This window comes from Azospirillum brasilense (genome assembly GCF_007827815.1).
GTDB lineage: Bacteria > Pseudomonadota > Alphaproteobacteria > Azospirillales > Azospirillaceae > Azospirillum > Azospirillum brasilense_C.
On the sequence record NZ_VITH01000007.1, the window covers coordinates 332,406 to 354,251 of the forward strand.

The window sequence follows — 21,846 nt, forward strand, 5'->3', positions numbered from 1 at the left end:
CCGCATCAGCCTACCTTTCCGCGCAGGGTTCGCAGAAAGGCTTTCGACGTGAACAATTTCGGCAAGAATCTCGCGCTCTGGATCATCATCGGGCTGCTGCTGGTGGCCCTGTTCAACCTGTTCCAGAGCTCTTCCACGCGCAGCCCGCAGACGACGGTTCCGTTCAGCGAGCTTCTCGCCGAAGTGGACCGCGGCCAAGTGGCCGACGTCACCATCAAAGGAAACCAGGTCTCCGGCCACTTCACCGACGGCCGGTCCTTCAGCACCTACGTCCCGCCCGAAGCCGGGCTGGTCGAGCGGCTGACGCAGAAGAACGTGCGCATCAGCGCCGTTCCGGACGACAGCAACGTGCCGTCGCTGTTCTCCGTCCTGCTGTCCTGGTTCCCGATGCTGCTGCTGATCGGCGTCTGGATCTTCTTCATGCGTCAGATGCAGTCGGGCGGCGGCAAGGCCATGGGCTTTGGCAAGTCCCGCGCGCGCCTGCTGACGGAGAAGGTCGGCCGGGTCACCTTCGACGACGTCGCCGGCATCGACGAGGCCAAGCAGGAACTGGCGGAAATCGTCGAGTTCCTGAAGGACCCGCAGAAGTTCCAGCGTCTGGGCGGCAAGATTCCGAAGGGCGTGCTGCTCGTCGGCCCGCCGGGCACCGGCAAGACCCTGACCGCGCGCGCCGTGGCGGGTGAAGCCAACGTGCCCTTCTTCACCATCTCCGGCTCCGACTTCGTCGAGATGTTCGTGGGTGTCGGCGCCAGCCGCGTCCGCGACATGTTCGAGCAGGGCAAGAAGAACGCTCCCTGCATCATCTTCATCGACGAAATCGACGCCGTCGGCCGCCATCGTGGCGCCGGCCTGGGCGGCGGCAACGACGAGCGCGAGCAGACCCTGAACCAGTTGCTGGTCGAGATGGACGGCTTCGAGGCGAACGAGGGCGTCATCCTCATCGCCGCGACCAACCGTCCGGACGTGCTCGACCCCGCGCTGCTGCGTCCGGGCCGCTTCGACCGTCAGGTCGTCGTGCCGAACCCGGACGTGCTGGGCCGCGAGAAGATCCTCAAGGTCCACATGCGCAAGGTGCCGCTGTCCCCGGACGTCGACGCCAAGGTCATCGCGCGCGGCACCCCGGGCTTCTCGGGCGCCGACCTCGCCAACCTCGTCAACGAGGCCGCGCTGCTCGCCGCCCGCATCGGCAAGCGCGTCGTCGGCATGGCCGAGTTCGAGGCCGCCAAGGACAAGGTCATGATGGGCGCGGAACGCCGCTCCATGGTCATGACCGAGGACGAGAAGAAGCTGACCGCCTACCACGAGGCCGGTCACGCCATCGTCGCCATCCACCAACCGGACAGCGATCCGGTGCACAAGGCCACCATCATCCCGCGCGGCCGCGCGCTCGGCATGGTGATGCGCCTGCCGGAAGGCGACCGCATCTCGCTGTCCCAGGCCAAGCTGCACGCCGACCTGCGCGTCGCCATGGGTGGCCGCATCGCGGAAGAGCTGATCTTCGGCAAGGAGCGCGTGACCACGGGCGCGTCGGGCGACATCAAGATGGCGACCGACATGTCGCGCCGCATGGTCACCGAATGGGGCATGAGCGACAAGCTGGGCCCGCTGCTCTATGGCGAGCCGACGCAGGAGGTCTTCCTTGGCCACTCCGTCACCCAGCACAAGAACATGTCCGACGCCACGGCCCGCACGGTGGACGAGGAAATCCGCCGGATCGTCGACGAGGCGTACGGCGAGGCCCGCCGCATCCTGACGGAGAACATCGACCAGCTCCACACGATCGCCAAAGGCCTGCTGGAGTATGAGACCCTGAGCGGTGAGGACATTGCCCGCCTGTTGCGCGGCGAGCCGCTGATCCGCAACGACGAGCGGGAAGGTTTCTCTCCGGCCCCGCCGAAGCAGCCGACCCCGACCTCGGGCCGTCGCCCGTCGGTGCCGACCACCAAGGAAAGCGGCGGGATGGACCCGGAGCCCCAGGGCACCTGATGGTTCGTATCTGATCCGCATCTCAGCTTACGTCAGCGAAACCGGCGCTCCGCAAGGGGCGCCGGTTTTTCTTTGCCGACCATTGTCCTGGTGCCCTCCGCCTGTACGTGTGTCCCGTACGTCTTGGCGGAACCGATCGGCGGGACCATCGTGTTGAACAGGGCCACCCCAACCGAAAGCGCCACCGATGCTGTTCCTGCCCATCTACGACGACAACCCGACGCGGCGGACGCCGGTGGTGACCATGGCGCTGATCGCGCTGTGCGTGATGGTGTTCCTGTGGCAGCTCTCGCTGGGTGCGCGGGCCGGAAACCTCGCCGTCTATTCCTTCGGCCTCGTCCCGGCGGTGCTGTTCGGCTATGCGGACCTGCCGGAGCCGTTGCGGGTCGTTCCGCCCTGGATGTCCGTCGTCACCTCCATGTTCATGCATGGCGGCTTCCTGCACCTCGCCGGCAACATGCTGTACCTCTGGATCTTCGGCAACAACGTCGAGGACAGCATGGGGCGGGGCCGCTTCGTGGTCTTCTATCTGCTGTGCGGAACGGCGGCGGCGCTTGCCCAGAGCTTCGCCGCCCCGACCTCCCAGGTGCCGATGGTGGGGGCGAGCGGAGCCATCGGCGGGGTGCTTGGCGCCTATCTGGTGCTGCACCCGCGGGCGAATGTCGGCGTCTTCTTCTGGTTCATCATCATCGTGCGCGTCATCAGCGTTCCGGCGGTGCTGGTGCTGGGCTTCTGGTTCCTCGGGCAAATCCTGAGCGGAGTCACCACCCCGACCTCCGACGACAGCGGCGGAGTGGCCTTCTGGGCGCATGTCGGCGGATTCGTCATGGGGGCGGCACTGATCCCCTTCTTCAAGCGGCCGGAGGTGCGTTTGCTGGAGCCGGCGCACAGCCGTGCCTTTGCCGTCGTTCCGCCCGGCACCCGGCTGCGCCGCGGCAGCGTGCCGGAGGCGGGCGACCGCCGCCGTTCCTTCCGCTGGTGAATAGGGAATCCCTATCAATCTTTTCAGATCGTTCGATTGGACCGGTCGACGCCCGGCGCGCATGCTGAGGCTGAACAGAAACGGCGGCGTTCGGGAGTTCCGCGATGACCAAGACCTTCAGCTTCGCCTGCATCCACTTCACGGTGGCCTTCACGGTCGGCTATCTGATGACCGGCAGCATCGCGGTGGGCGGTGCGCTGGCGCTGGTGGAACCGCTGTGCAACACGGTGGCCTATCACCTGCACGAGCGTGCCTGGGCGGCCCATGAACGCCGCAAGGCGCAGGTGGCCGAGGCGGAGCCGGCGGAGGGGACCGCCGTTCCGGCTTGAAAAGAACGGTGGTCATCCCCTCTCCCCTCCGGGGAGAGGGGCAGGGTGAGGGGGATGCGCTTGTGCCGGACGTACCGCTGCGCGCAACCCCCTCACCGGCCCTACGGGCCACCCTCTCCCCGGAGGGGAGAGGGCTATAGAAACGGACTACCGGCTCAGCGCGACCGCAGGTAGGCAAGCACCGCTTCCGGAGCGGATTCGCCGTAGGGATCGCCGCCCTCGCCGGCGTCGTTGATGCCCGGCTCCTCGAACAGCTTTTCGACCACGCCGTCGGTCACCACCATGGCGTAGCGCCAGCTCCGCATGCCGAAGCCGACATGATCCTTGTTGATCAGCATGCCCATGCGGCGGGTGAACTGGCCTGAGCCGTCGGGGATCAGCTTGACGTTCTTCACACCGAGATGCTTGCCCCACTGGAACATCACGAAGGCGTCGTTGACGCTGAGGCAATAGACCTCGTCGACGCCCAGGTCGCGGAACTCCGGATAGAGCGCGTCGTAGGTCGGCACCTGCTGGTTGGAGCAGGTCGGGGTGAAGGCGCCAGGCAGGGAAAAGACGACGACGCGCTTGCCGGCGAACAGATCGTCGCTGCTGACGTCCTGCCAACGGAACGGGTTGGGGCCGCCGACGCTCTCGTCGCGCACGCGGGTCTTGAACACGACCGAGGGGACTTTGCGTCCTTCCATGATGGTCTCCGGATCGAAGTGAAGCGGTTGAGGTGGGATGATTCGAACCTTAGCCCTTCAACGGATTGACGAAAACCGGCGGGAGCCGCCTGCGCGGTCTTGTCTCAGCATCAGGGCAGGAGCGTCTCCGCGAAGGGGCGGAAGGCCCCCTCGGTCACCAACCGCTTCGCCGCCGCGATGTCCGGGGCCATCGCCCGGTCTTCCGTCCACACCGCCACGCGGGCGCGCAGCAGCCCGCGCGCGCGCTCCAGCGCGGGGGAGGAGGCCAGTGGCGCCCGCAGGTCGATGCCCTGGGCCGCGGCCAGCAGTTCCACCGCGACGATGCCCGCCAGATTGTCGGCCATGTCCGTCAGGCGGCGGGCGGCGTGGGTCGCCATGCTGACATGGTCCTCCTGGTTGGCGGAGGTGGGCAGGCTGTCCACGCTGGCCGGGTGGGCCATCTGCTTGTTCTCGCTGGCCAGCGCCGCCGCGGTGACCTGGGCGATCATGAAGCCGCTGTTCAACCCGCCGTCCGCCACCAGGAAGGGCGGCAGCCCCGACAGGTGGGTGTCCATCAGCAGCGCGATCCGCCGCTCCGACAGGGCTCCCGTCTCGGCGATCGACAGGGCCAGCACGTCGGCGGCCATCGCCACCGGCTCGGCGTGGAAGTTGCCGCCCGACAGGATGTCGCCGCTGTCCGGGAAGACCAGCGGGTTGTCGGACACCGCGTTGGCCTCGCGCTCCAGCACGCCGGCGGCGAAGCGCAGATGGTCGAGCACCGCGCCCATCACCTGCGGCTGGCAGCGCAGGCTGTAGGGGTCCTGCACCGTCTCGTGCCCCTCCCGGTGGGAATCGCGGATGCCGCTGCCCTGGAGGAGGGAGCGGTAGACGGCGGCCACGTCGCGCTGGCCCGGCTGGCCGCGCAGCTCATGGATGCGCGCGTCGAAGGGGCCGTCGCTGCCGAGAGCCGCATCGACGCTGAGCGCGCCGGCGACCAGGGCGGCGGCGAAGCCGTCCTCCGCCGCGACCAGCCCCGCCAGACCCAGGGCGGTGGACACCTGCGTGCCGTTCAGCAGGGCCAAGCCCTCCTTGGCCTCCAGCGCCAGCGGCGCCAACCCGGCGCGGGCCAGCGCCTCGGCGGCGGGCAGCCGCTCGCCGTCCACGTCGGCCTCGCCCTCGCCGATCAGCACGCCGGTCAGATGGGCCAGCGGTGCCAGATCCCCGGACGCCCCCACCGACCCCTTGGCCGGCACCACCGGCAGGACGCCGCGGTTGTAGAGCGCCAGCAGCGCCTCGATCACCGCCATGCGCACGCCCGAATGGCCGCGCGCCAGCGCGTTGACCTTCAGCGCCAGGATCAGCCGCACCACGCCCGGCGGCAGGTCCGGCCCGGTGCCGGCGCTGTGCGACAGGACCAGCCGCCGCTGCAGCTCGCGCACCTGATCCGGGGGGATGCGCTTCTTCGCCAGCAGGCCGAAGCCGGTGTTGACGCCGTAGACCGCGCGCTCCCCGCCCGCCGCGTCCGCCACCGTGCGGGCCGAGGCGTCGATGGCGGCGCGGCAGCCGGGCGCCAGGGCCAAGTTGGGTGGGTCGCGCAGGATGCGCCGCAGATCGGGCAGGGCGAGATGGCCGGGGTCGAGGATCAGCGTGTCGGTCATGCGGCGTTCCTTCGAGCGGGGCGGGGTGAAACGGGGCGAACAGGAGGACTCTTCACATGAGGCGCCGTTGTCGTTTGCGCAAAGGGGGTGGTTTTCAGTGGCATTCCTGTGATGTCCCTCAATCTTCAGATTTCATTTACCAAAAACGCGCCAACTGACATCGCCTGCATCCAGTGGGCACTGCCGCAAACGGTGACAATTGGAGGGCTGTAAATGCCTCGCCTGTTTTCTCGCGGGTCTGAAAAGACCAATAAAGATGTTAAAATGGATAAGGCTCACGGTGGACGTTATTTCACCCGTGTACTTGTTGGTGCATTTGTCTTTAGCGCCACCATCAATCTTCTGATGTTGGCGATGCCGCTTTATTCGCTTCAGGTCTTCAGCCGGGCCATTCCATCCGGCAACATCGATACGCTGGTCATGCTGACGGTCATCGTCGTCCTGGCCCTGACGCTGAGCGCCGCCATGGAAACGGTGCGGGCGCGCATCCTGGCCCGCGCGGGCAACGCGCTGGAGGTCACCTGGCGCCGCCGGCTGACCGCCGACGTGCTGGACGCCTCGGGCCGCGGCCGTCCGGACACCGCCCCGGTCAGCGACCTCATGGAGGTCAAGGGCGCGATGAGCCGTCCGTCGCTGCCGGCCCTGATGGACCTGCCCTGGGTGCCCCTGTACGTCATCGGCATCTACCTGATCCACCCGCTGCTCGCCGTGATCCTGGTCGCCGCGATGGTCATCATGACGGCGCTCGGCTATCTGAGCAACTGGGCGGTCCGCCACTTTGCCGAGGACAGCAAGGCCCCGGCCAGCCGTTCGCAGCGCCTGTTCGACTCCCTGCTGTCGCGGTCGGAGACGGTGCGCGGCCTGCGTATGGGGCCGAGCGCGCTGGACGCCGTGGCCCGCGACGCCATGACCACCTCCGCCCTGCAGGGCCGCTCGACCGAGCGCGCCGCCGCCATCGGCGCCTTCACCAAGTGGGTCCGCATGGTCATCCAGATCGCGGTGACCGGCGTCGGCGCCCTGCTGGTGATCGAGCAGCACCTGTCCTTCGGCGGCATGATCGCCACCTCCATGCTGGTCGGCCGCGCCCTCGCCCCGGTTGAGCAGACCGCCGGTGCCTGGGGCCAGATCCAGAAGTCCTACCAGGCCTTCCGCCGCCTGTTCCCGCTGCTGAAGCGCCTGTCGCTGGAGCCGGAGCGTCCGATGATCCCGGTCGAGCGCGAGCGCCTGACCGTCGAGAACCTGCTGTTCGTCTCGCCCCGCGACCAGAAGCCGATCCTGCGCAGCGTCACGCTGGCGGTGGAGCCGGGCCAGACGGTGTGCATCGCCGGCCCCAACCGCTCTGGCAAGTCGGTCCTGGCCCGTCTGCTGGCCGGCGTGGCGATGCCGTCGGCGGGCACCGTGCGGCTGGGCGGTCTGGCCGTCGCCTCGCTGAACCCGGAAACCCCGGAGCAGGGCATCGGCTACATGGCGCAGGGCGCCGACCTGCTGCCCGGCACCATCGCCGAGAACATCGCCCGCTTCACCGAGACGACGCGGGAGAAGGTCGAGGACGCCGCCAAGCGTGCCGGCATCCATTCCTGGGTCGAGAGCCTGCCCGGCGGCTATGAGACCGAGGTGACCGACCCGCTGTTCCCGATCACCGGCGCCTCGGCACGCCTGATCGCCCTGGCCCGCGCCGGCTACGGCCGCCCGTCGCTGATGGTTCTCGACGAGCCGTCGGCCGGCATGGACGAGATCGGCCATAAGGCGGTGCGCGAGTTCATCGTCGAGGCCAAGACCAGCGGCGTCACCACCATCGTGCTGACCCATTCCCCGGCCTTCGTTGATATTTCCGACAAGACCTTCGTTCTGAAGAACGGCATGGCGGTCGAACTGCCGCAACGCCAGCAGGAGCAGCAGGGTCCGAACTGGAGCCGCCTGCGCAACATCGGCCCGGCGCCGGTGCAGAGCGCCGCCGGCTGACGCCGGAACCTCCAGACCAGCACCCGTGCGACTTCCGGCGATTAAGGACCTTCTGTGATGACCGACACCACCATGAACACCTACAAGACGAAGACCATGACGTCGATCGGCGCGCTGCGCGCGCTGGTTCCCGACACCCGGGTCAGCGGGCTTCTGGCCGGCGGCTTCATGGTGCTGGCGGTGGGCTTCGGCGGGATGACCGCCTGGGCCGCGCTCGCCCCGCTTCACAGCGCCGTCATGGCCTCCGGCGCGCTCGCCCCGGAGACCGGCCGCAAGATCGTGAAGCACACCGAGACCGCCCAGATCGAGGAGATCCTCGTCAAGGAAGGCGACACGGTGAAGGCCGGTCAGGTCCTGATGCGGCTGGACAGCACCGAGGCGGCGACCCGGCTCCAGGTGCTCAGCACCTCCTGGCTGGAGACCCAGGCGCTGGAAGCGCGCCTGACCGCCGAGCTGTTCGAGCAGCCGGCCATCGAGTGGCCGGACGAGCTGATCCGCCGCCGCGGCAGCGACCGCACGGTGGAAAAGCTGATGGGCAACCAGGAGACCCTGTTCCAGGTCCGCCGCAACCAGCTCGACACCGAGGCCAAGCTGACCAAGGAGCGCGTCATCACGCTGCGCGAGGAAGGCAAGAGCCTTCAGGAGCAGCGCAAGTTCCTGGCCCGCGAGATCCAGCTGATCGAGGACGATCTGCGCATCACCCAGGGACTGCTGTCCCGCGGCAACGCCACCCGGACCAAGCTGGTCGAGCAGCAGAAGGAGGAGGCGCAGCTCAAGGGCCGCGACCGCGAGCTTGAGGCCCGCATCGCCCAGGCCAACCAGGCCGCCGTGGATGCCGAGGGCGACCTTCTGCGCCGCCGCAACGACTTCCGCGAAAAGGTGCTGGTCGATCTGGAGAAATCCCGTGGCGACGTCATCCGCCTCGCCGAGCAGATGCGCGACGCCGCCAACCGGCTGGAGACCCGCGCGATCAAGGCTCCGGACGCCGGGACCGTCGTGATGCACAGCCATTGGGCGGCCGGCGGCACGATCACCGCGAACGAGCCGATCCTGGACATCATCCCGGACGGCCGTGCCCTGCTGGCCGAGGTGAAGGTCCAGCCGAAGGACATCAAGTCGCTGACCGTCGATCTGCCGGTGAAGGTTCAGCTGACCGCCTATGACAGCCGCGTCGTCGGCTCGCTGGACGGCACGGTGACCTACGTCTCGGCCGACCGCGTGATGGACCCGATCACCCGCCAGGAGTCCTACATCGCGCGGATCAAGCTGAAGGACAGCGACTCCCATCAGGTCCACAACCTGACGATCAAGCCGGGCATGCCGGTGGAGGCGCGCATCCTGCTGTCCGCCCGCACCCCGCTCGACTATCTGGTGCAGCCGCTGTCGCACTCCTACGTGAAGGCCTTCATCCAGGAGTGAGGGCAGGGGGAGGGAGCGTCACGCTCCACGACGGTTGAAAGAAAAGGGCGGCTTCCCACGGGGGAGGCCGCCCTTTCCTGTTTGGCGGAGCGGAATGGTATCAGCCGCGCGGGCCGTGGAGGCGCCGCGCCGCGAGGTCGAGCGCCAGCTTCAACTGGGCCAGCGAATAGGGCTTGTTGACCACGCCCAGCGGGTAGGTCTCGGTGATGCGGGCCATGATGGCGTGGTTGGCGTAGCCGGACAGGAAAATCGAGCGGATGCCATAGTTGGCGCGCAGGCGCCGCGCCGCCTCGATCCCGTCGCCGCCGGCCAGCCGCACGTCCATCAGCGCCACATCGGGCCGCTCGCGTCCGGCGATGGCCACCGCCTCCTCCTCGGTGCGGGCGGTACCGCAGACGATGTGGCCAAGGTCCATGGCGGCCATCCCCACCGCCTCGGCGGCCAGGGATTCGTCCTCCACGATCAGCAACCGCAGGGGCCGGATCGCTGCCGGAGTGTCGTGCCGGGGGGAATCTCTGCGGTCAGCCTGGGCGGCCGGGCCACAGCGGTGCCGCCATTCCAGGCGGGGCGACGGTCGTGCCAGCGTGTCCACATCATCCCGTGCCATGACCACCCCCATGCGTCACCGCAGGTGTTATTGGTAAAGATTCATTTACCAAATAAAGTGGTAGCCGCACCCATTTCGGAGTTCAAGGAAAATCGGTGTGACGTGGGTGCGTTCGGACGAGGTGCGACCTTCCCGCAACAACGGGACGAAAAGGGGGCAACGGAGGAGGTCAGCGTTTGGGACGGCTCAGCCAGTCCACGTTGCCGTTGCGCGGAGCGCTGCCGTTGACTCCGGGACCGCCCTTGCGCCCGGACAGGGGCGAGAGCCAGGAGGGAGCCGGAGGCGCTTCGGGAGCGGGATCCGGTGCCGCCGGACGCTGCGGCGCCGGCGCCGGGGCGCGCGGCACGAACGGCGACAGAACGGGCGCCCGAGTCGGCGGCGGGGATGTCTCCTCGCGTTCCGGTTCCGAAGCGAAGGACGGGGCCGGCTCGTCGGACGGCGGCGGCGCGTAGGTTTGCGGCGCGGTCTGCGGCGCGGTCTGGGGGGAGGGGGGCGGCGGGACGGACGGCGGTGCTGCCGGGGTCCCGGCGGAGGGCGGGGGGCGCGGATCGGCGACGGTCCGCGTGGGGCGGTCGTCGTCGTCGACCGGGCCGGTCTGCGTGTTGATGCGCCGGGCCTCGTCGCGGATGGTCAGCAGGGTGGAGACGGCGAACTGGAGCAGCGGCGCCATCGTTTCGGAGTTCGCCAGTTCCTCCGCCGTCAGGGCGGCGAAGCGCTGGCGCACCTGCTCCACCGCGTCCTCGATGCTGTCGCGCAGGGCGCCGGTGTCCTGGAGGACGCGCTCCAGATCCTCCCGAAGGGCCGAAATCTCGCAGGCCTGGCGCAGCTCGTGGAAGCCGATGGGAGTCCCCGGCGTCCGCCCGGAGTCGGCGGTCCGCTGATCCTGCGATCGAAAATCATAGGGCATCTTCGCCAAACGCCGGGCCCTATCCTGCAATCCTGATGGAGACCAAGGAAGGTTGCCGTGTCACAGGTTTAATGCGGTTGAACATGGTTGGAAACCGTTTGCGCACCCCAATCGCTTGTACTATTTTTTCCGCACCGGGGGGAACGGAATCCTGCGGTATCACAAATCCTACCCACCCCTCCCCAGAACCACGCATGCCGGGTACTCACGGTGTCGATTGATCGCGCGGAACTGGAACGGCTCCTTGCCGATCGTCCGACTGGAAACCGTTCGGCCATGCAGGCCGTCCGCGAAAGCTACGCCGACATCGGCCTGATGCGCGAGCGCGGCCTGTCCTGGGCGGACATCTCCGATGTGCTGGCGAAGCTGGGCGTCACCGCCCGCGACAACCAGCCGATTTCGCCCGTCACCCTGCGCTCCGCCTTCTTCCTCGTGGGGAACGAGGCGCGCGACGGGGGTGCGGACGGGGAAGAAGCGGGCGGGGCGACCCCGCGCGAAACGCTGGACGCGGTGCACCGCGCCGCCCTGGCCGCCGGCCAGCCGGATGCGGCTGTGGATGTGGCGGAACCACCCGAGGCGGCGGAACCCGACACACCGGAATCCAAAAAACGGGAACCCGAAACACCGGAACCGGACGGCGCGGCCGACGGTCCGCCGGAAGCCGGCGTGCCGGACTCTTCTCCCGGTCCCGAACCGGAGCCGATCCCCGTTCCGGAGCCGGCGCCCGCCGCTGTGCCGGAGGAAGCGACTCCGGCCCCGGTTCCGGACGTCTCTCGCACACAGGCTCCGATCCTCAAAGCTCCGGACCTTAACGTTTCAACACCTCAAGATTCGACATCGAACAGACCCTGGAAAGGCGATCGCATGCTGGGCACCATCTTCGTTCTCAACGACCGCGGTGGCGTCGGCAAGACGCTGCTGTCCCATCACCTGATGGCGACCGCCATGCTCGAAGGCCTTCAGCTCAAGGTCGTCGAATATGAGGTCAACGAGCGCCTGAACCGCCTGTTCGGTCCGGAGGTGGTCGAGCACCGCCGCATCACCCAGGACTTCATGAACATGATGGGGTCGGGCGATGGCTTCTACGAGTTCTGGGACCAGATCGGGCCGGAGCTGCAGCGCGGCGGCCGCCTCTTCGACTTCGGCGGCAACATCTCCCAGTGGTTCTTCAACTGGGCCGAGGTGTCGGGCTTCGACTACTATGTCGGCGAGGGCGAGCGGCTGACCTTCATGGTTCCGGTCACCGTCGATCTGGCCTCGCTGTCCACCGGCATGAACACGCTGGAGCGCATCGCCACCATCGCCCCGAAGGCCAAGCGCGTCCTCGTCGAGAACGGATTCTCCGGTCCCTTCTCGCAGCTCGACGACAGCCAGTACGCCCGCCGCAAGGCGGAGATGGTCGAGCGCGAGGGCGTGGAGGTCATCTCCATGGCGCCCTGCACGGCCCCGGCCTGGGCTCGCCTGACCGGCCACCGCATCGACGAGGTGGCGCAGATGACCCGCGAGGATCTGGTGAAGCTGGGCATGACCCCGCCGGTCGCCTCCCGCTCGCTGATCATCATCCACGAGTGGCTGCGCACGATGCGGCAGGCGCTATCGCCCTACCTGCGCGACGCCTTCAACCAGTCCGCCGGCCCGGCCGCCAAGACCGGAGCCCGTCAGGGCGCGCTCTGAGCCGACATCGCATCGCCAGCATGCGGAAACGGGGGCCTTCGCGGCCCCCGTTTCTTTTTTTGACCGTACGGGCTTACGCGAAAGCCTCGACCAGCGCGGCGAACTCCTGGGGGCGTTCGGCGTGCAGCCAGTGGCCGGCGCCCTCGATCATCTCAATGGCGGCCTTGGGGAAGTGGCGGCGGATGGCGGCGTGGGTCTCCGGCACGATGTAGTCGGAGCGGGTGCCGCCGATGAACAGGGTGGGGCCGTCGTACCGGGCGTCGCCCAGATCCGGGAAGCCGATCAGGTCGCTCATGCGGGCGCCAATGGCGTCGAGGTTGATCCGCCAGTGAAACGACCCCTGCTCCAGAACGAGATTCTGCAGCAGGAAGGAACGCAGGGGGGCTTCCGGCACCGCATCCACCAGCTGCGCCTCGACCTCCGAACGGCGGGTGCAGCCTTCCAGCTTGGCCTGCTTCATCGCCGCCACGAAGGGAGCGTGGGTGTGGGTGTAGGCGACCGGCGCGATGTCGGCGACGGCCAGACGCTCCACCCGGTCGGGATGGGTCAGCGCCAGCGTCATCGCCACCTTGCCGCCCATGGAGTGGCCGACCACCGACGCCCGCGCGAAGCCGCGGTCGTCGAGGAAGCGCAGCACGTCCTCGGCCATCGCCGGGTAGGTCATCTCGTCCGACCATGGGGCGCCGCCGTGGTTGCGCAGGTCCAGCGCATAGACCCGGTGCCGCTCCGCGAAGCGCTTCGCCAGGGTCTGCCAGTTGCGCGCCGACCCGAACAGGCCGTGCAGGACCAGCAGGGGGGTGCCGCCGTTCGCTTCGCCGGCTTCCAGATAGGTGAGGGGAAGACCCTGGGCCATGGACGTTCCGCTTGTCTGAAGATGGAGGATGGGGCAATGGGTGGGCGCCGATCCTAGCAGACCGTTTCCGCCCACCGCCTTCAAATTCCACACGGGCCGGCATGCCGAAAGGCGTGACGCGGGCGGGGAAAACGCTAGGATGGCGCCGCCCATCAGAGGACCGTACCACCGTGCTCCGCAACATCCTGTCCGTCGGCGGGCTGACGCTGGTCAGCCGCGTCCTTGGCTTCCTGCGCGACGTCCTGACCGCAGCGCTGCTCGGCGCCGGGCCGGTGGCCGACGCCTTCTTCGTGGCGTTCCGGCTGCCCAACCATTTCCGTGCCCTGTTCGCGGAGGGTGCCTTCAACTCCGCCTTCGTGCCGCTGTTCTCCGCCAAGCTGGTGCAGGACGGGCAGGCCGCCGCCAAGCGCTTCGCCGAGGAGGTGATGAGCCTGCTGCTCGCGGTGCAGCTTCTGTTCCTGGCCGGCATCCTGGCGATCATGCCGCAGTTCATGACGGTCTTTGCGCCGGGCTTCTCCGACGAGCCGGAGAAGTTCCGGCTGGCCGTGCTGTTCACCAGCATCACCTTTCCGTACCTGCTGTTCATCTCGCTGGAATCGCTGCTGGCCGGCGTGCTGAACAGCATGGGGCGGTTCGGGGCGGCGGCGGCGGCGCCAATCCTGCTCAACCTGTGCCTGATCGCGGCGATGGTGCTGGCCGCGCCGCTGCTGCCCACGGTCGGTCACGCCCTGTCCTGGGGCGTTTTCGCCGCCGGGCTGGCGCAGTTCCTCTACCTGTATTGGGAGGCGAGCCGGGCCGGGATGGGGCTGCGTCTGGCCCTGCCGCGTTTCACGCCCGACGTGAAGCGTTTCCTGACGGTGCTGGGGCCGGCGGCGCTGGGGTCCGGCCTTACGCAGATCAATCTGTTCGTCGACACGCTGATCGCCTCGCTGCTGCCCACCGGCGCGGTGTCCTACCTCTATTACGCGGACCGGCTGAACCAGCTGCCGCTGGGCGTCATCGGGATCGCGGTGGGCACCGTCTTGCTTCCGGAAATGGCCCGGCGCATCAAGGGCGGGGACGAGCCGGGCGCGGTGGAGAGTCAGAACCGGGCGGTGGAGCTGTCGCTGGTGCTGACCCTGCCGGCCGCCGCCGCCTTCCTGGTCGCCGGCCTGCCCATCGTGTCGGTGCTGTTCCAACACGGCGCCTTCGGCCCGACCGACGCCGCGCAGTCCGCCGCCACCTTGCAGGCCTACGCGCTGGGCCTGCCGGCCTTCGTGGTGATCCGCAGCCTCGTCAACGGCTTCTACGCCCGGCACGACACGGCGACCCCGGTGCGGGTGGCGCTGGCCGCGACGGCGGTCAACGTGGCGCTGAAGCTGGCCCTGATGGGGCCGCTGGCGCAGGTGGGGCTGGCGGTGGCGACCTCCGTCGCCGCCTGGGTCAACGCCGGGCTGCTGGCGTGGCTGCTGACCCGGCGCGGGCTGTTCAAGGCCGATGCCCGGCTGCTGCGTAACCTGCCGCGCATGGCCATCGCGGCGCTCGCCATGGGTGGCACGCTGTGGCTGGTGCAGACCCAGCTGTCGCCCTGGCTGACCGCCCATGGGCTGTTCGAGCGCCTGGGCGGGCTGGTGCTGCTGGGCCTTGCCGGTCTGCTGGTCTACGCGCTGCTGGCGGTCGCGCTGGGCCTGCTGCGCCGGTCGGATCTCGGGCGGTTCCGCCGGCGCCGCAAGAGCGCTTGATGGTTACGCCGCCGGCCCGTTCTTGACAGGGCGGGCCGGGTCGGCGGTCCATTCCGACATCGACCCGTCATAGAGCCGGACCCCGTCGATCCCCGCCACCTCGCTCAGCGCGAACCAGGACACCGAGGCGAGGTGGCCGGTGTTGCAGAAGGTGATCGTGGCATTGCCCGTCCCGGCCCGATCCGCCAGCGCCTTCACCGCGTCGGCGGGGAGGAAGCGCTTCTCGGCGGCGGAGTAGAAGGCGCCATTCTCGATCAGCACCGCCCCCGGCAGCGTGCCCGGAACGCGGGCCTGTGGGCTCTTGGCCTTGCCCTCGAACTGCTCGGCGGAGCGGGAATCCAGAAGCGGGACGGAGCCGCCGGCCACCGCCGCCGCGACCACGGGCAGGGGCGCGCGCAGGTCCTCGCGGGGGGCCGCGGTGAAGGTTGCGGCGGGGCGGGTGGCGGCGGCCGTGACGACGGGATGTCCGGCGTCGCTCCAGGCGGCGAAGCCGCCGTCCAGCACCGACACGCGGTCATGGCCGAGCGTCTTGAAGGTCCAATAGACGCGCGTCGCGTTCCCCATGTCGGCGGCGCTCAGGCCGCTGGCGACCAGCACGACGTGGTCACCGTTGCCGATCCCCATCCCGCCGATCAGCCCTTCCAGAACGGCCGTTTCGGGCAGCAGGCCCGGAACGCCGTCCACCGTCGCCCGCCAGCCGGCCTTCGCGTAGTCGGAATGGATCGAGCCGGGGATGAAGCCGCCCGACGGCGGCGTGCGCACGTCGAGGATCACGAGGTCCGGGCGGTTGAGGGCGCCCTTCAGCCAGGCGCTGTCGACCAGCGGGCGTTGGAATTCGGTCGTCATGGCTCTGCCTTCGCGGCTGGTTTCAGGTCGGGCAGGCAGGGTATCAACACAAGGCGGCGCAGGAAAACCAAATCTGCGCTGTTGTTTCCCATCCTTGTCGCAGGGCGTTGCGACGGTCGCCGTTGCCCCGGCGCGCCCGGTGCGGTAACTCTAGTCGGTTGGAAGGGTCCGATGACCCGGGGTGTAAGGAGTGCGGCATGGCCAACATCGACGATCTGCTGGGCGCCGGCTCGTCCGACGACATGAGCAGCGACGCCTTCGCCATCGGCGACGCGCCGGTCGAGATCAAGGTGGTCATCGGCACCGCCATGCTGCGCGTCCGCGACCTTCTGAAGCTGGGCCGCGGCGCCGTTGTGGAACTGGACCGGCACCTGAAGGACCCGACCGACGTCTATGTGGAGGGTGTGCTCGTCGCCCGCGGCGAGGTCGTCATCGTGGACGACAAGATCGGCGTCACCCTGACCGACTTCGTGAAATCCAGCCGCGAGTGGAAGCGCTAAGGTTTTGGCGCTTTGATGCGCTTGCGCAATGACATGTTCCGGGAGCGAAACGTCATGTTGCGCTCCCGGAACATTCATGTTGCGGCTTCGCAACGATCCTTACGGCGTCACTCGGCCGGTTCGGGGACCACGATGTCCAGCGGCGTGCCGGTGGCGTGGGCATAGAGCATCAGGTCGTTCAGCAACTCGGCCTCCTGCTCGCCGGCGTCCTTGCGGCGGATGGCGACCAGCTTGTCGAGCGCCTTGATGTTGAAGCCGGCGGATTTGACCTCGCTGCGCAGGTCCTTCAGGTCGGCCTTCAGGCCGTCGATCTCGTCCATCAACCGCTCCATGCGGTCGGCGAACTGCTTCAGCTGGTCGGCGGCGGTGGTGTTGAAACCGGTCGTCACGACGGTACCATCTCCTTCAGGAACGGGGACCCCGCGGCCTCCGGCGCCATGGCCGGGCCGCGGGGGGAGGCGCTGTTAGCACAGCTCGCGGCGCTTTGTCCGGGGACAACGCGCGTGGCTTGACGCGGCGTGGCCGGCAATGCTTTCGTGGCTGCGGCCGTCCCTGCGGTCTGGAGAGCGAACACGATGTCCGACCTGCCGCCGCTTGGCGCCCCGCGTCTCTTCTCGAATCCGCGCGCCGACACGGACCAGCCCTACGGCTCCGCCGAGCGGGCGATCCTGAGCCGCTCCGCCTTCCAGGACGCGATGAGCGAGATCGGCGCCTGGCCGGGCTACGCCCCGACCCCGCTGCGCTCGCTGAGCGGGCTGGCCCGCGCCGCCGGCATCGACCGCATCTGGTACAAGGACGAAAGCAGCCGCTTCAACCTGCACAGCTTCAAGGCGCTGGGCGGCGCCTACGCCGTGCTGCGCCTGTTGGTGCGGGAGGTGCAGGCCCGCGTGCCCGGCGTGCCGGTGACCGCGCTGGATCTGGTGGTCGGGCGCTACGCCAAGGTGACCCGCGACATCACGGTGACCACGGCGACCGACGGCAACCACGGCCGCTCCGTCGCCTGGGGCGCCCAGGTGTTCGGCTGCGGCTGCGTCATCTACATTCCCGGCAACTGCTCGCAGGGGCGGCAGCAGGCGATCGAGTCCTTCGACGCCCGCGTCGTCCGCGTGACCGGCAACTACGACGACGCGGTGCGGCAGGCGGCGGCGGACGCGCGGGAGCATGGCCGGCACGTCGTTTCCGACACCTCCTACACCGGCTACATGGACATCCCGCGCGACGTGATGCAGGGCTACACCGTGATGGTGGAGGAGGCGATCGGCCAGCTTCCGGCCAGCGAGCGCCCGACCCACGTCTTTGTGCAGGGCGGGGTGGGGGCCTTGCCCGCCGCGGTCTGCGGCCATCTGTGGGAAAGCTGGGGCCGCCAGCGCCCGCGCTTCGTGGTGGTGGAACCGCACGCCGCCGACTGCCTGTACCAGAGCGCCGTCAACGGCCGCCCGACACCGTCCAAGGGCGATCTGGAGACGCTGATGGCCGGACTCGCTTGTGGGGAAGTGTCCCTGCTCGCCTGGGCGATCCTGGAGCGCGGGGCCGACGATTTCCTGACCATCCCCGACGACGCGGCGGTGGCGACCATGCGCCTGCTGGCCGAGGGGCGGCACGGCGGACGGTCCATCGTGGGCGGGGAGTCCGGTGTGGCCGGTCTGGCCGGCCTGCTCTGCGCCGCAGCGGACCCGGCGACCCGCGCCAGCCTGGGCCTCGCCCCGGACGCCCGCGTGCTGGTCTTCGGATCGGAAGGGGCGACCGACCCCGAGGTCTATGAGTCCCTGGTGGGCCTCAAGCCGGACGCGGTGCTGGGCGGCGCCTGACCGTCCTGCGCGTCCCCCCGTTCTGGTCCCTTGCGTGAGCCCGGCGGGGCGTCCACCATGGCACCCCATAAAAATCGGACCCCGCAGACTGGACATCAGGGAATGGACCGCAGAGACGTCAACCCGCTCGTCGCCGCCACCGAGGCCCCGCCCATCGCCGAGGCGTGGCGCTGGGTCGAGGGCCGCAACTTTCCGGTGGACAAGCCGCTGATCGACCTCTGTCAGGCGGTGCCCGGCTATCCGCCCGCCGACGCGTTGACCGCCCATCTGGCGGAGCAGGTGCGGGCGCCGGACACAGCGCGCTACACCGCCATCGATGGCATTCCGCCGCTGACCGCCGCGCTGGCCCGGCGCACCGGATCGCTCTATGGCGGCGAGGTCGCGGCGAACGAGGTGCTCATCACCGCCGGCTGCAACCAAGCCTTCGCGGTGGCGGTGATGGGGCTGGCGCGGGCCGGCGACAACGTGATCCTGCCCGCCCCCTGGTACTTCAATCACAAGATGACGCTGGACATGCTGGGGATCGAGGCCCGGCCGCTGGCGTTGCGCGAGGAGAACGGGCTGATCCCCGACCCGGCGGAAGCCGAGCGGCTGATCGACGCCGGCACCCGCGCGCTGGTGCTGATCTCCCCCAACAACCCGACCGGCGCCATCGCCTCGCCCGACGCCATCGCGGCGCTCTACGAACTGTGCGAGCGGCGCGGCGTGAAGCTGCTGCTCGACGAAACCTACCGCGACTTTCCGGATTGGGAGGGGCGGGCGCCGCATGGGCTGTTCCAGCGGTCCGGCTGGCGGCGGACTCTGGTCCAGCTCTACAGCTTCTCCAAGGTCTACAGCCTTGCCGGCTATCGGGTCGGCGCGGTGATCGCCGACGCCGGCCTGCTGTCCCAGGCGCGCAAGGTGATGGATTGCCTCGCCATCTGCGCGCCGCATGTCGGGCAGAAGGCGGCGCTGTTCGGGCTGGAGAATCTTGACGGCTGGGTGGCGGAGAAGCGGGGCGACATCCTGGCCCGCGTCCATGCCTTCCAATCAGCGATGGAGGCCAGCGGCACCGGGTACCGCATCGCCAGCATCGGGGCCTATTTCGCCTATGTCCGGCATCCCTTCGCCGGCAAGCGCGCCCACGAGGTCGCCGAGGGGCTGGCCCGCGATCACAACATCCTGTGCCTGCCCGGCTCCATGTTCGGTCCGGGCCAGGACGATTACCTGCGCTTCGCCTTCGCCAACGTCGACGCGGCGGTCATGCCGGAGATCGCCCGGCGCCTTGTGGAAAGTGAAGCGTAACGAACGTCAGCGGATCAGGTGGGTGACGATGTTGGCGCCCACCGCCGCCAGATGATCGGCGTTGTCGCGGTAGTCGAGGCTGCCGGAGAAACCGCCGGCGGCCCGCACCCGCTCGATCCAGGCGGGGGCGGCGCCCAGCGCGACCAGACGCTTCACCATCTGGTCGGTCGAGCGCAGCGTCATGCGGCCGTTCTCCGCCAGACGCGGGGCGTGCACCATGAACTCGGCCGTCGGGGCGGCGTAGCGCGGGTAGCCGGCCAGATAAAGGCCGACGCACATGCTCTCGCAGGACTGCCCGCCGGCCACGCGGGTGGCGACGGCACGCCCCGCCTGCCGTTCCGCCAGCATCAGGTCGATCATGCGGTAGCCAGCGGTCGTGAAGCCGCCGGGGCTGGACAGTTCGACCACCACAGGCTGGCCGGCCGGAACGCTGCGCAGCGCGTCGGAGAAGCGCTGCTCCACGGCCGGGGTGATGATGCCGTCCAGTCGCAGCGTCGTGGAGTCCATTTGATCGACGCGGACCAGCGTGGCGTCGGGGAAGTCGGAGGCGGCGGGCGCCGGCGCCGGGTTCGGACGGTTCACCGACAGGCTGTCGGCGGTCGCGGCCCCAGACGAGCCGACGGCCAGCAGCAGCCCCAGAACCATCATGCGTGCAGTCGCGCGAACCGGCATCGAAACCTCCTTGCTCTGGGAAGGAGGGTGCCGGGAAATGCTTGCGTGATGGTTAACGCCAAGCCTGCCCAAAGGTGCAACGTCCCTCGCCGCAGACTGTTTATGGAGGAAGGCGATCGTCTGGGCTGTGACTGGTGAAACAAATTTGCGCATTTTGCGCTGCGACCATGCTGATTCTGTGGGCCTTTCAGGGCTTATCGGCGGAATTGGTTAATAATATGGCGCCGCAACAATTATCGCGCGGCTGCGGAGCGCCGGCTCCGGCAACGGTGCCCGACCATGTGACCCTGGACGGGGCGGCGCGCGGCGTGATCGTGGCCGTGCCGGAGGGCTACCGTCCCGACCGTCCGTTCAGCCTCGTCGTCGCCTTCCACGGGCGGACCAACAGCAACGCCGAGGTGCGGCGCTACTTCGGCTTGGAAGGGCAGGAGGGGGAGCCGGCGATCGTCGTTTATCCGGCCAGCCTGAAGGACTCCCGTGGCTTGAACGTCTGGTCCGACCCCGGTGACCCGCCGGACCGGCTGCGCGATTTCCGACTGTTCGACGCCGTTCTGGAGAGCATGGCGGCGAGCTATTGCATCGACATGGGCCGGGTGTTCGTCGTCGGCCATTCGCTGGGCGGGTCCTTCGCCAACAGCCTCGCCTGCGCGCGGGGCGGGGTGATCCGCGGGCTGGCCAGCCTCGGCGGCGGGTCCGCGCGGCCCAAGAACTGTGGTGGGCCGGTCGCCGCCATGGTCCTGCACAACCCGCGCGACGAGCAGGTGCCGGTCTCCGAAGCCCTGCGCCTGCGTCGTGCGCTGCTGGCCCAGGACGGCCTGCCGACGGGCAGCGAGCCGGACGAGCCGCACCGTTTCAACTGCAGGCGCTATGGTGCCGAAGGCGAGGAGAACCCGGTTCTGTGGTGTCCGCTGGCCGACGACCGCACGCGCAACGGGCGCTTCTACCCGCATCAATGGCCGCAAGGGGTGGGGGCGGCGATCATGGCCTTCTTCGCGCGGCTGGACTGAGTTGCGTCGTCCGCGGCGACAATTGTTGGCTGTGGCCATTGCCGAGGCCGCCTCATTCCGCCAAGATGCCGTGAAAACGACCATCAGGGACGGAACGCATTGATGTCAGACAGCGCCGCCGTGGCGGCCGCCCTGCGGACGGAGGGGGCGGACAAGGCCGCGCTCCGCCTGGACGGCGTGACCTGCACCTTTCCATCGCCCGACGGACGCGGGCAGACCTACACGGCGGTCCAGGGCGTGACCCTGTCGGTCGCCGCGGGGGAGTTCGTGTCCATCGTCGGGCCGACCGGCAGCGGCAAATCCACCATCCTGAACGTCGCGGCGGGGCTTCTCGCCCCCAGCGCCGGACGCGCCCTGACCTTCGGGGAGCCGGTCGACGGCATCAATCCGCACGCCGGCTACATGTTCCAGGCGGACGCGCTGATGCCCTGGAAGTCGGCGCTGGAGAATGTCGCCGCCGGGCTGGAGTTCCGTGGCGTGCCGCGGCGCGAGGCGGAGGAGCGGGCGCGCCCCTGGCTGGCCCGCGTCGGGCTGGACCGCTTCGGCGACCGCTACCCGCACCAGCTCTCCGGCGGCATGCGCAAGCGGGTGGCGCTGGCCCAGACGCTGATCGTCGATCCCAAGATCGTGCTGATGGACGAGCCCTTCTCGGCGCTCGACATCCAGACGCGGCAGCTGATGGAGAACGAACTGCTGGACCTGTGGTCGGCGGACCGCAAGTCGGTCGTCTTCATCACCCACGACCTGGAGGAGGCCATCTCCATGTCCGACCGGGTTCTGGTGCTGTCCGCCGGCCCCGGCGCCCGGCTGATCGGCGAGTACCGGGTGGATCTTGAGCGCCCGCGCGACGTGGCGGAGATTCGCATGACGCCGCGCTTCCTCGACCTGCACCGGGAAATCTGGGGGCAGCTGCGCGAGGAAGTGCTGAAGGGCTACGCCCAAACCAAACTGAAATGACGTCCAAGC

The 21,846-nt window shown here is 68.9% G+C and carries 20 protein-coding genes; 12 read left to right on the top strand and 8 right to left on the bottom strand.

All coding sequences use genetic code 11. From position 1 onward, the window contains the following. The first annotated feature begins 48 nt into the window (after positions 1 to 48). The 3 genes from ftsH (at position 49) to FBZ83_RS16775 (ending at position 3,297) form a co-directional block, all read left to right on the top strand. Complete coding sequence (ftsH, locus tag FBZ83_RS16765; protein ID WP_145685286.1) at positions 49 to 1,986, top strand: ATP-dependent zinc metalloprotease FtsH; 1,938 nt, start codon at positions 49 to 51, stop codon at positions 1,984 to 1,986. Between the two features lie 187 nt (positions 1,987 to 2,173). Further along, positions 2,174 to 2,968, top strand: a complete 795-nt coding sequence (locus FBZ83_RS16770) for a rhomboid family intramembrane serine protease (RefSeq protein ID WP_247888328.1) — start codon at positions 2,174 to 2,176, stop codon at positions 2,966 to 2,968. A gap of 104 nt (positions 2,969 to 3,072) precedes the next feature. After that, a complete protein-coding gene (locus FBZ83_RS16775) occupies positions 3,073 to 3,297 on the top strand; it encodes a DUF2061 domain-containing protein (protein WP_145685289.1) in 225 nt (74 codons plus the stop codon). A gap of 155 nt (positions 3,298 to 3,452) precedes the next feature. Here the strand turns inward: FBZ83_RS16775 and FBZ83_RS16780 are convergent, their stop codons facing one another. Together FBZ83_RS16780 and hutH are read right to left on the bottom strand one after the other, a co-directional pair. Continuing rightward, positions 3,453 to 3,983 (bottom strand): peroxiredoxin, encoded by a 531-nt coding sequence (locus FBZ83_RS16780; RefSeq protein ID WP_145685292.1) that lies wholly within the window; start codon positions 3,981 to 3,983, stop codon positions 3,453 to 3,455. A 110-nt stretch (positions 3,984 to 4,093) separates the two neighbouring features. Beyond that, positions 4,094 to 5,620 (bottom strand): histidine ammonia-lyase, encoded by a 1,527-nt coding sequence (hutH, locus tag FBZ83_RS16785; protein WP_145685306.1) that lies wholly within the window; start codon positions 5,618 to 5,620, stop codon positions 4,094 to 4,096. Positions 5,621 to 5,884: 264 nt separating this feature from the next. On the opposite strand from hutH, the gene FBZ83_RS16790 reads away from it, so the two are divergent. Further along, positions 5,885 to 7,582, top strand: a complete 1,698-nt coding sequence (locus FBZ83_RS16790; RefSeq protein WP_145685318.1) for a type I secretion system permease/ATPase — start codon at positions 5,885 to 5,887, stop codon at positions 7,580 to 7,582. A 57-nt stretch (positions 7,583 to 7,639) separates the two neighbouring features. Next, complete coding sequence (locus FBZ83_RS16795; RefSeq protein WP_145685331.1) at positions 7,640 to 9,001, top strand: HlyD family type I secretion periplasmic adaptor subunit; 1,362 nt, start codon at positions 7,640 to 7,642, stop codon at positions 8,999 to 9,001. 100 nt (positions 9,002 to 9,101) lie between these two features. On the opposite strand, the gene FBZ83_RS16800 is transcribed toward FBZ83_RS16795, so the two are convergent. Continuing rightward, positions 9,102 to 9,461: a response regulator gene (locus FBZ83_RS16800; RefSeq protein ID WP_247888330.1), complete on the bottom strand. Its 360-nt coding sequence runs from the start codon at positions 9,459 to 9,461 to the stop codon at positions 9,102 to 9,104. Positions 9,462 to 9,777: 316 nt separating this feature from the next. Continuing rightward, complete coding sequence (locus tag FBZ83_RS16805) at positions 9,778 to 10,515, bottom strand: hypothetical protein (RefSeq protein ID WP_145685358.1); 738 nt, start codon at positions 10,513 to 10,515, stop codon at positions 9,778 to 9,780. 276 nt (positions 10,516 to 10,791) lie between these two features. Here FBZ83_RS16805 and FBZ83_RS16810 point away from each other — a divergent pair, with 276 nt between their 5' ends. Next, on the top strand, positions 10,792 to 12,189 hold the full coding sequence (locus tag FBZ83_RS16810; RefSeq protein ID WP_247888331.1) for a hypothetical protein: 1,398 nt from the start codon (positions 10,792 to 10,794) through the stop codon (positions 12,187 to 12,189). Positions 12,190 to 12,262: 73 nt separating this feature from the next. On the opposite strand, the gene FBZ83_RS16815 is transcribed toward FBZ83_RS16810, so the two are convergent. Further along, the gene (locus FBZ83_RS16815; protein ID WP_145685385.1) at positions 12,263 to 13,042 is read right to left on the bottom strand and encodes an alpha/beta fold hydrolase; all 780 of its coding nucleotides are present in this window, start codon (positions 13,040 to 13,042) and stop codon (positions 12,263 to 12,265) included. A 170-nt stretch (positions 13,043 to 13,212) separates the two neighbouring features. Between FBZ83_RS16815 and murJ the strand changes: the two genes are divergently transcribed. Then, positions 13,213 to 14,763: a murein biosynthesis integral membrane protein MurJ gene (murJ, locus tag FBZ83_RS16820; protein ID WP_145685396.1), complete on the top strand. Its 1,551-nt coding sequence runs from the start codon at positions 13,213 to 13,215 to the stop codon at positions 14,761 to 14,763. A 3-nt stretch (positions 14,764 to 14,766) separates the two neighbouring features. Here the strand turns inward: murJ and FBZ83_RS16825 are convergent, their stop codons facing one another. After that, complete coding sequence (locus FBZ83_RS16825; RefSeq protein ID WP_145685410.1) at positions 14,767 to 15,609, bottom strand: sulfurtransferase; 843 nt, start codon at positions 15,607 to 15,609, stop codon at positions 14,767 to 14,769. A 197-nt stretch (positions 15,610 to 15,806) separates the two neighbouring features. Between FBZ83_RS16825 and fliN the strand changes: the two genes are divergently transcribed. Next, positions 15,807 to 16,109 carry a flagellar motor switch protein FliN gene (gene fliN, locus FBZ83_RS16830; protein ID WP_014240218.1) on the top strand — a complete coding sequence of 101 codons (303 nt, stop codon included), beginning with the start codon at positions 15,807 to 15,809 and terminating at the stop codon, positions 16,107 to 16,109. A 107-nt stretch (positions 16,110 to 16,216) separates the two neighbouring features. On the opposite strand, the gene FBZ83_RS16835 is transcribed toward fliN, so the two are convergent. Continuing rightward, positions 16,217 to 16,498, bottom strand: a complete 282-nt coding sequence (locus tag FBZ83_RS16835) for a DUF2312 domain-containing protein (protein WP_014240219.1) — start codon at positions 16,496 to 16,498, stop codon at positions 16,217 to 16,219. 186 nt (positions 16,499 to 16,684) lie between these two features. On the opposite strand from FBZ83_RS16835, the gene FBZ83_RS16840 reads away from it, so the two are divergent. Continuing rightward, positions 16,685 to 17,917, top strand: a complete 1,233-nt coding sequence (locus FBZ83_RS16840) for a diaminopropionate ammonia-lyase (protein ID WP_145685423.1) — start codon at positions 16,685 to 16,687, stop codon at positions 17,915 to 17,917. A 102-nt stretch (positions 17,918 to 18,019) separates the two neighbouring features. Next, on the top strand, positions 18,020 to 19,201 hold the full coding sequence (locus FBZ83_RS16845) for an aminotransferase (RefSeq protein ID WP_145685436.1): 1,182 nt from the start codon (positions 18,020 to 18,022) through the stop codon (positions 19,199 to 19,201). A 6-nt stretch (positions 19,202 to 19,207) separates the two neighbouring features. Here the strand turns inward: FBZ83_RS16845 and FBZ83_RS16850 are convergent, their stop codons facing one another. Then, positions 19,208 to 19,873: an ATP-dependent Clp protease proteolytic subunit gene (locus tag FBZ83_RS16850; protein WP_145678168.1), complete on the bottom strand. Its 666-nt coding sequence runs from the start codon at positions 19,871 to 19,873 to the stop codon at positions 19,208 to 19,210. Between the two features lie 269 nt (positions 19,874 to 20,142). Between FBZ83_RS16850 and FBZ83_RS16855 the strand changes: the two genes are divergently transcribed. Together FBZ83_RS16855 and FBZ83_RS16860 are read left to right on the top strand one after the other, a co-directional pair. Further along, entirely contained in the window at positions 20,143 to 20,880 is a 738-nt protein-coding gene (locus FBZ83_RS16855) for an alpha/beta hydrolase family esterase (protein WP_186466111.1), read from the top strand. A gap of 102 nt (positions 20,881 to 20,982) precedes the next feature. Next, positions 20,983 to 21,837, top strand: coding sequence for an ABC transporter ATP-binding protein (locus tag FBZ83_RS16860; RefSeq protein WP_014240224.1), 855 nt, complete (start codon positions 20,983 to 20,985; stop codon positions 21,835 to 21,837). The last annotated feature ends 9 nt before the right edge of the window (positions 21,838 to 21,846 follow it).

Coding starts and splice junctions, on each gene's coding strand:
- FBZ83_RS16825 (WP_145685410.1), bottom strand. CDS start 15,609: ATGACGACCGAATTCCAACGCCCGCTGGTCGACAGCGCCTGGCTGAAG.
- FBZ83_RS16845 (WP_145685436.1), top strand. CDS start 18,020: ATGGACCGCAGAGACGTCAACCCGCTCGTCGCCGCCACCGAGGCCCCG.
- FBZ83_RS16810 (WP_247888331.1), top strand. CDS start 10,792: ATGCAGGCCGTCCGCGAAAGCTACGCCGACATCGGCCTGATGCGCGAG.
- FBZ83_RS16840 (WP_145685423.1), top strand. CDS start 16,685: ATGTCCGACCTGCCGCCGCTTGGCGCCCCGCGTCTCTTCTCGAATCCG.
- FBZ83_RS16770 (WP_247888328.1), top strand. CDS start 2,174: ATGCTGTTCCTGCCCATCTACGACGACAACCCGACGCGGCGGACGCCG.
- FBZ83_RS16790 (WP_145685318.1), top strand. CDS start 5,885: ATGGATAAGGCTCACGGTGGACGTTATTTCACCCGTGTACTTGTTGGT.
- FBZ83_RS16860 (WP_014240224.1), top strand. CDS start 20,983: ATGTCAGACAGCGCCGCCGTGGCGGCCGCCCTGCGGACGGAGGGGGCG.
- FBZ83_RS16795 (WP_145685331.1), top strand. CDS start 7,640: ATGACCGACACCACCATGAACACCTACAAGACGAAGACCATGACGTCG.
- FBZ83_RS16775 (WP_145685289.1), top strand. CDS start 3,073: ATGACCAAGACCTTCAGCTTCGCCTGCATCCACTTCACGGTGGCCTTC.
- FBZ83_RS16815 (WP_145685385.1), bottom strand. CDS start 13,042: ATGGCCCAGGGTCTTCCCCTCACCTATCTGGAAGCCGGCGAAGCGAAC.
- FBZ83_RS16780 (WP_145685292.1), bottom strand. CDS start 3,983: ATGGAAGGACGCAAAGTCCCCTCGGTCGTGTTCAAGACCCGCGTGCGC.
- FBZ83_RS16850 (WP_145678168.1), bottom strand. CDS start 19,873: ATGCCGGTTCGCGCGACTGCACGCATGATGGTTCTGGGGCTGCTGCTG.
- FBZ83_RS16805 (WP_145685358.1), bottom strand. CDS start 10,515: ATGCCCTATGATTTTCGATCGCAGGATCAGCGGACCGCCGACTCCGGG.
- hutH (WP_145685306.1), bottom strand. CDS start 5,620: ATGACCGACACGCTGATCCTCGACCCCGGCCATCTCGCCCTGCCCGAT.
- fliN (WP_014240218.1), top strand. CDS start 15,807: ATGGCCAACATCGACGATCTGCTGGGCGCCGGCTCGTCCGACGACATG.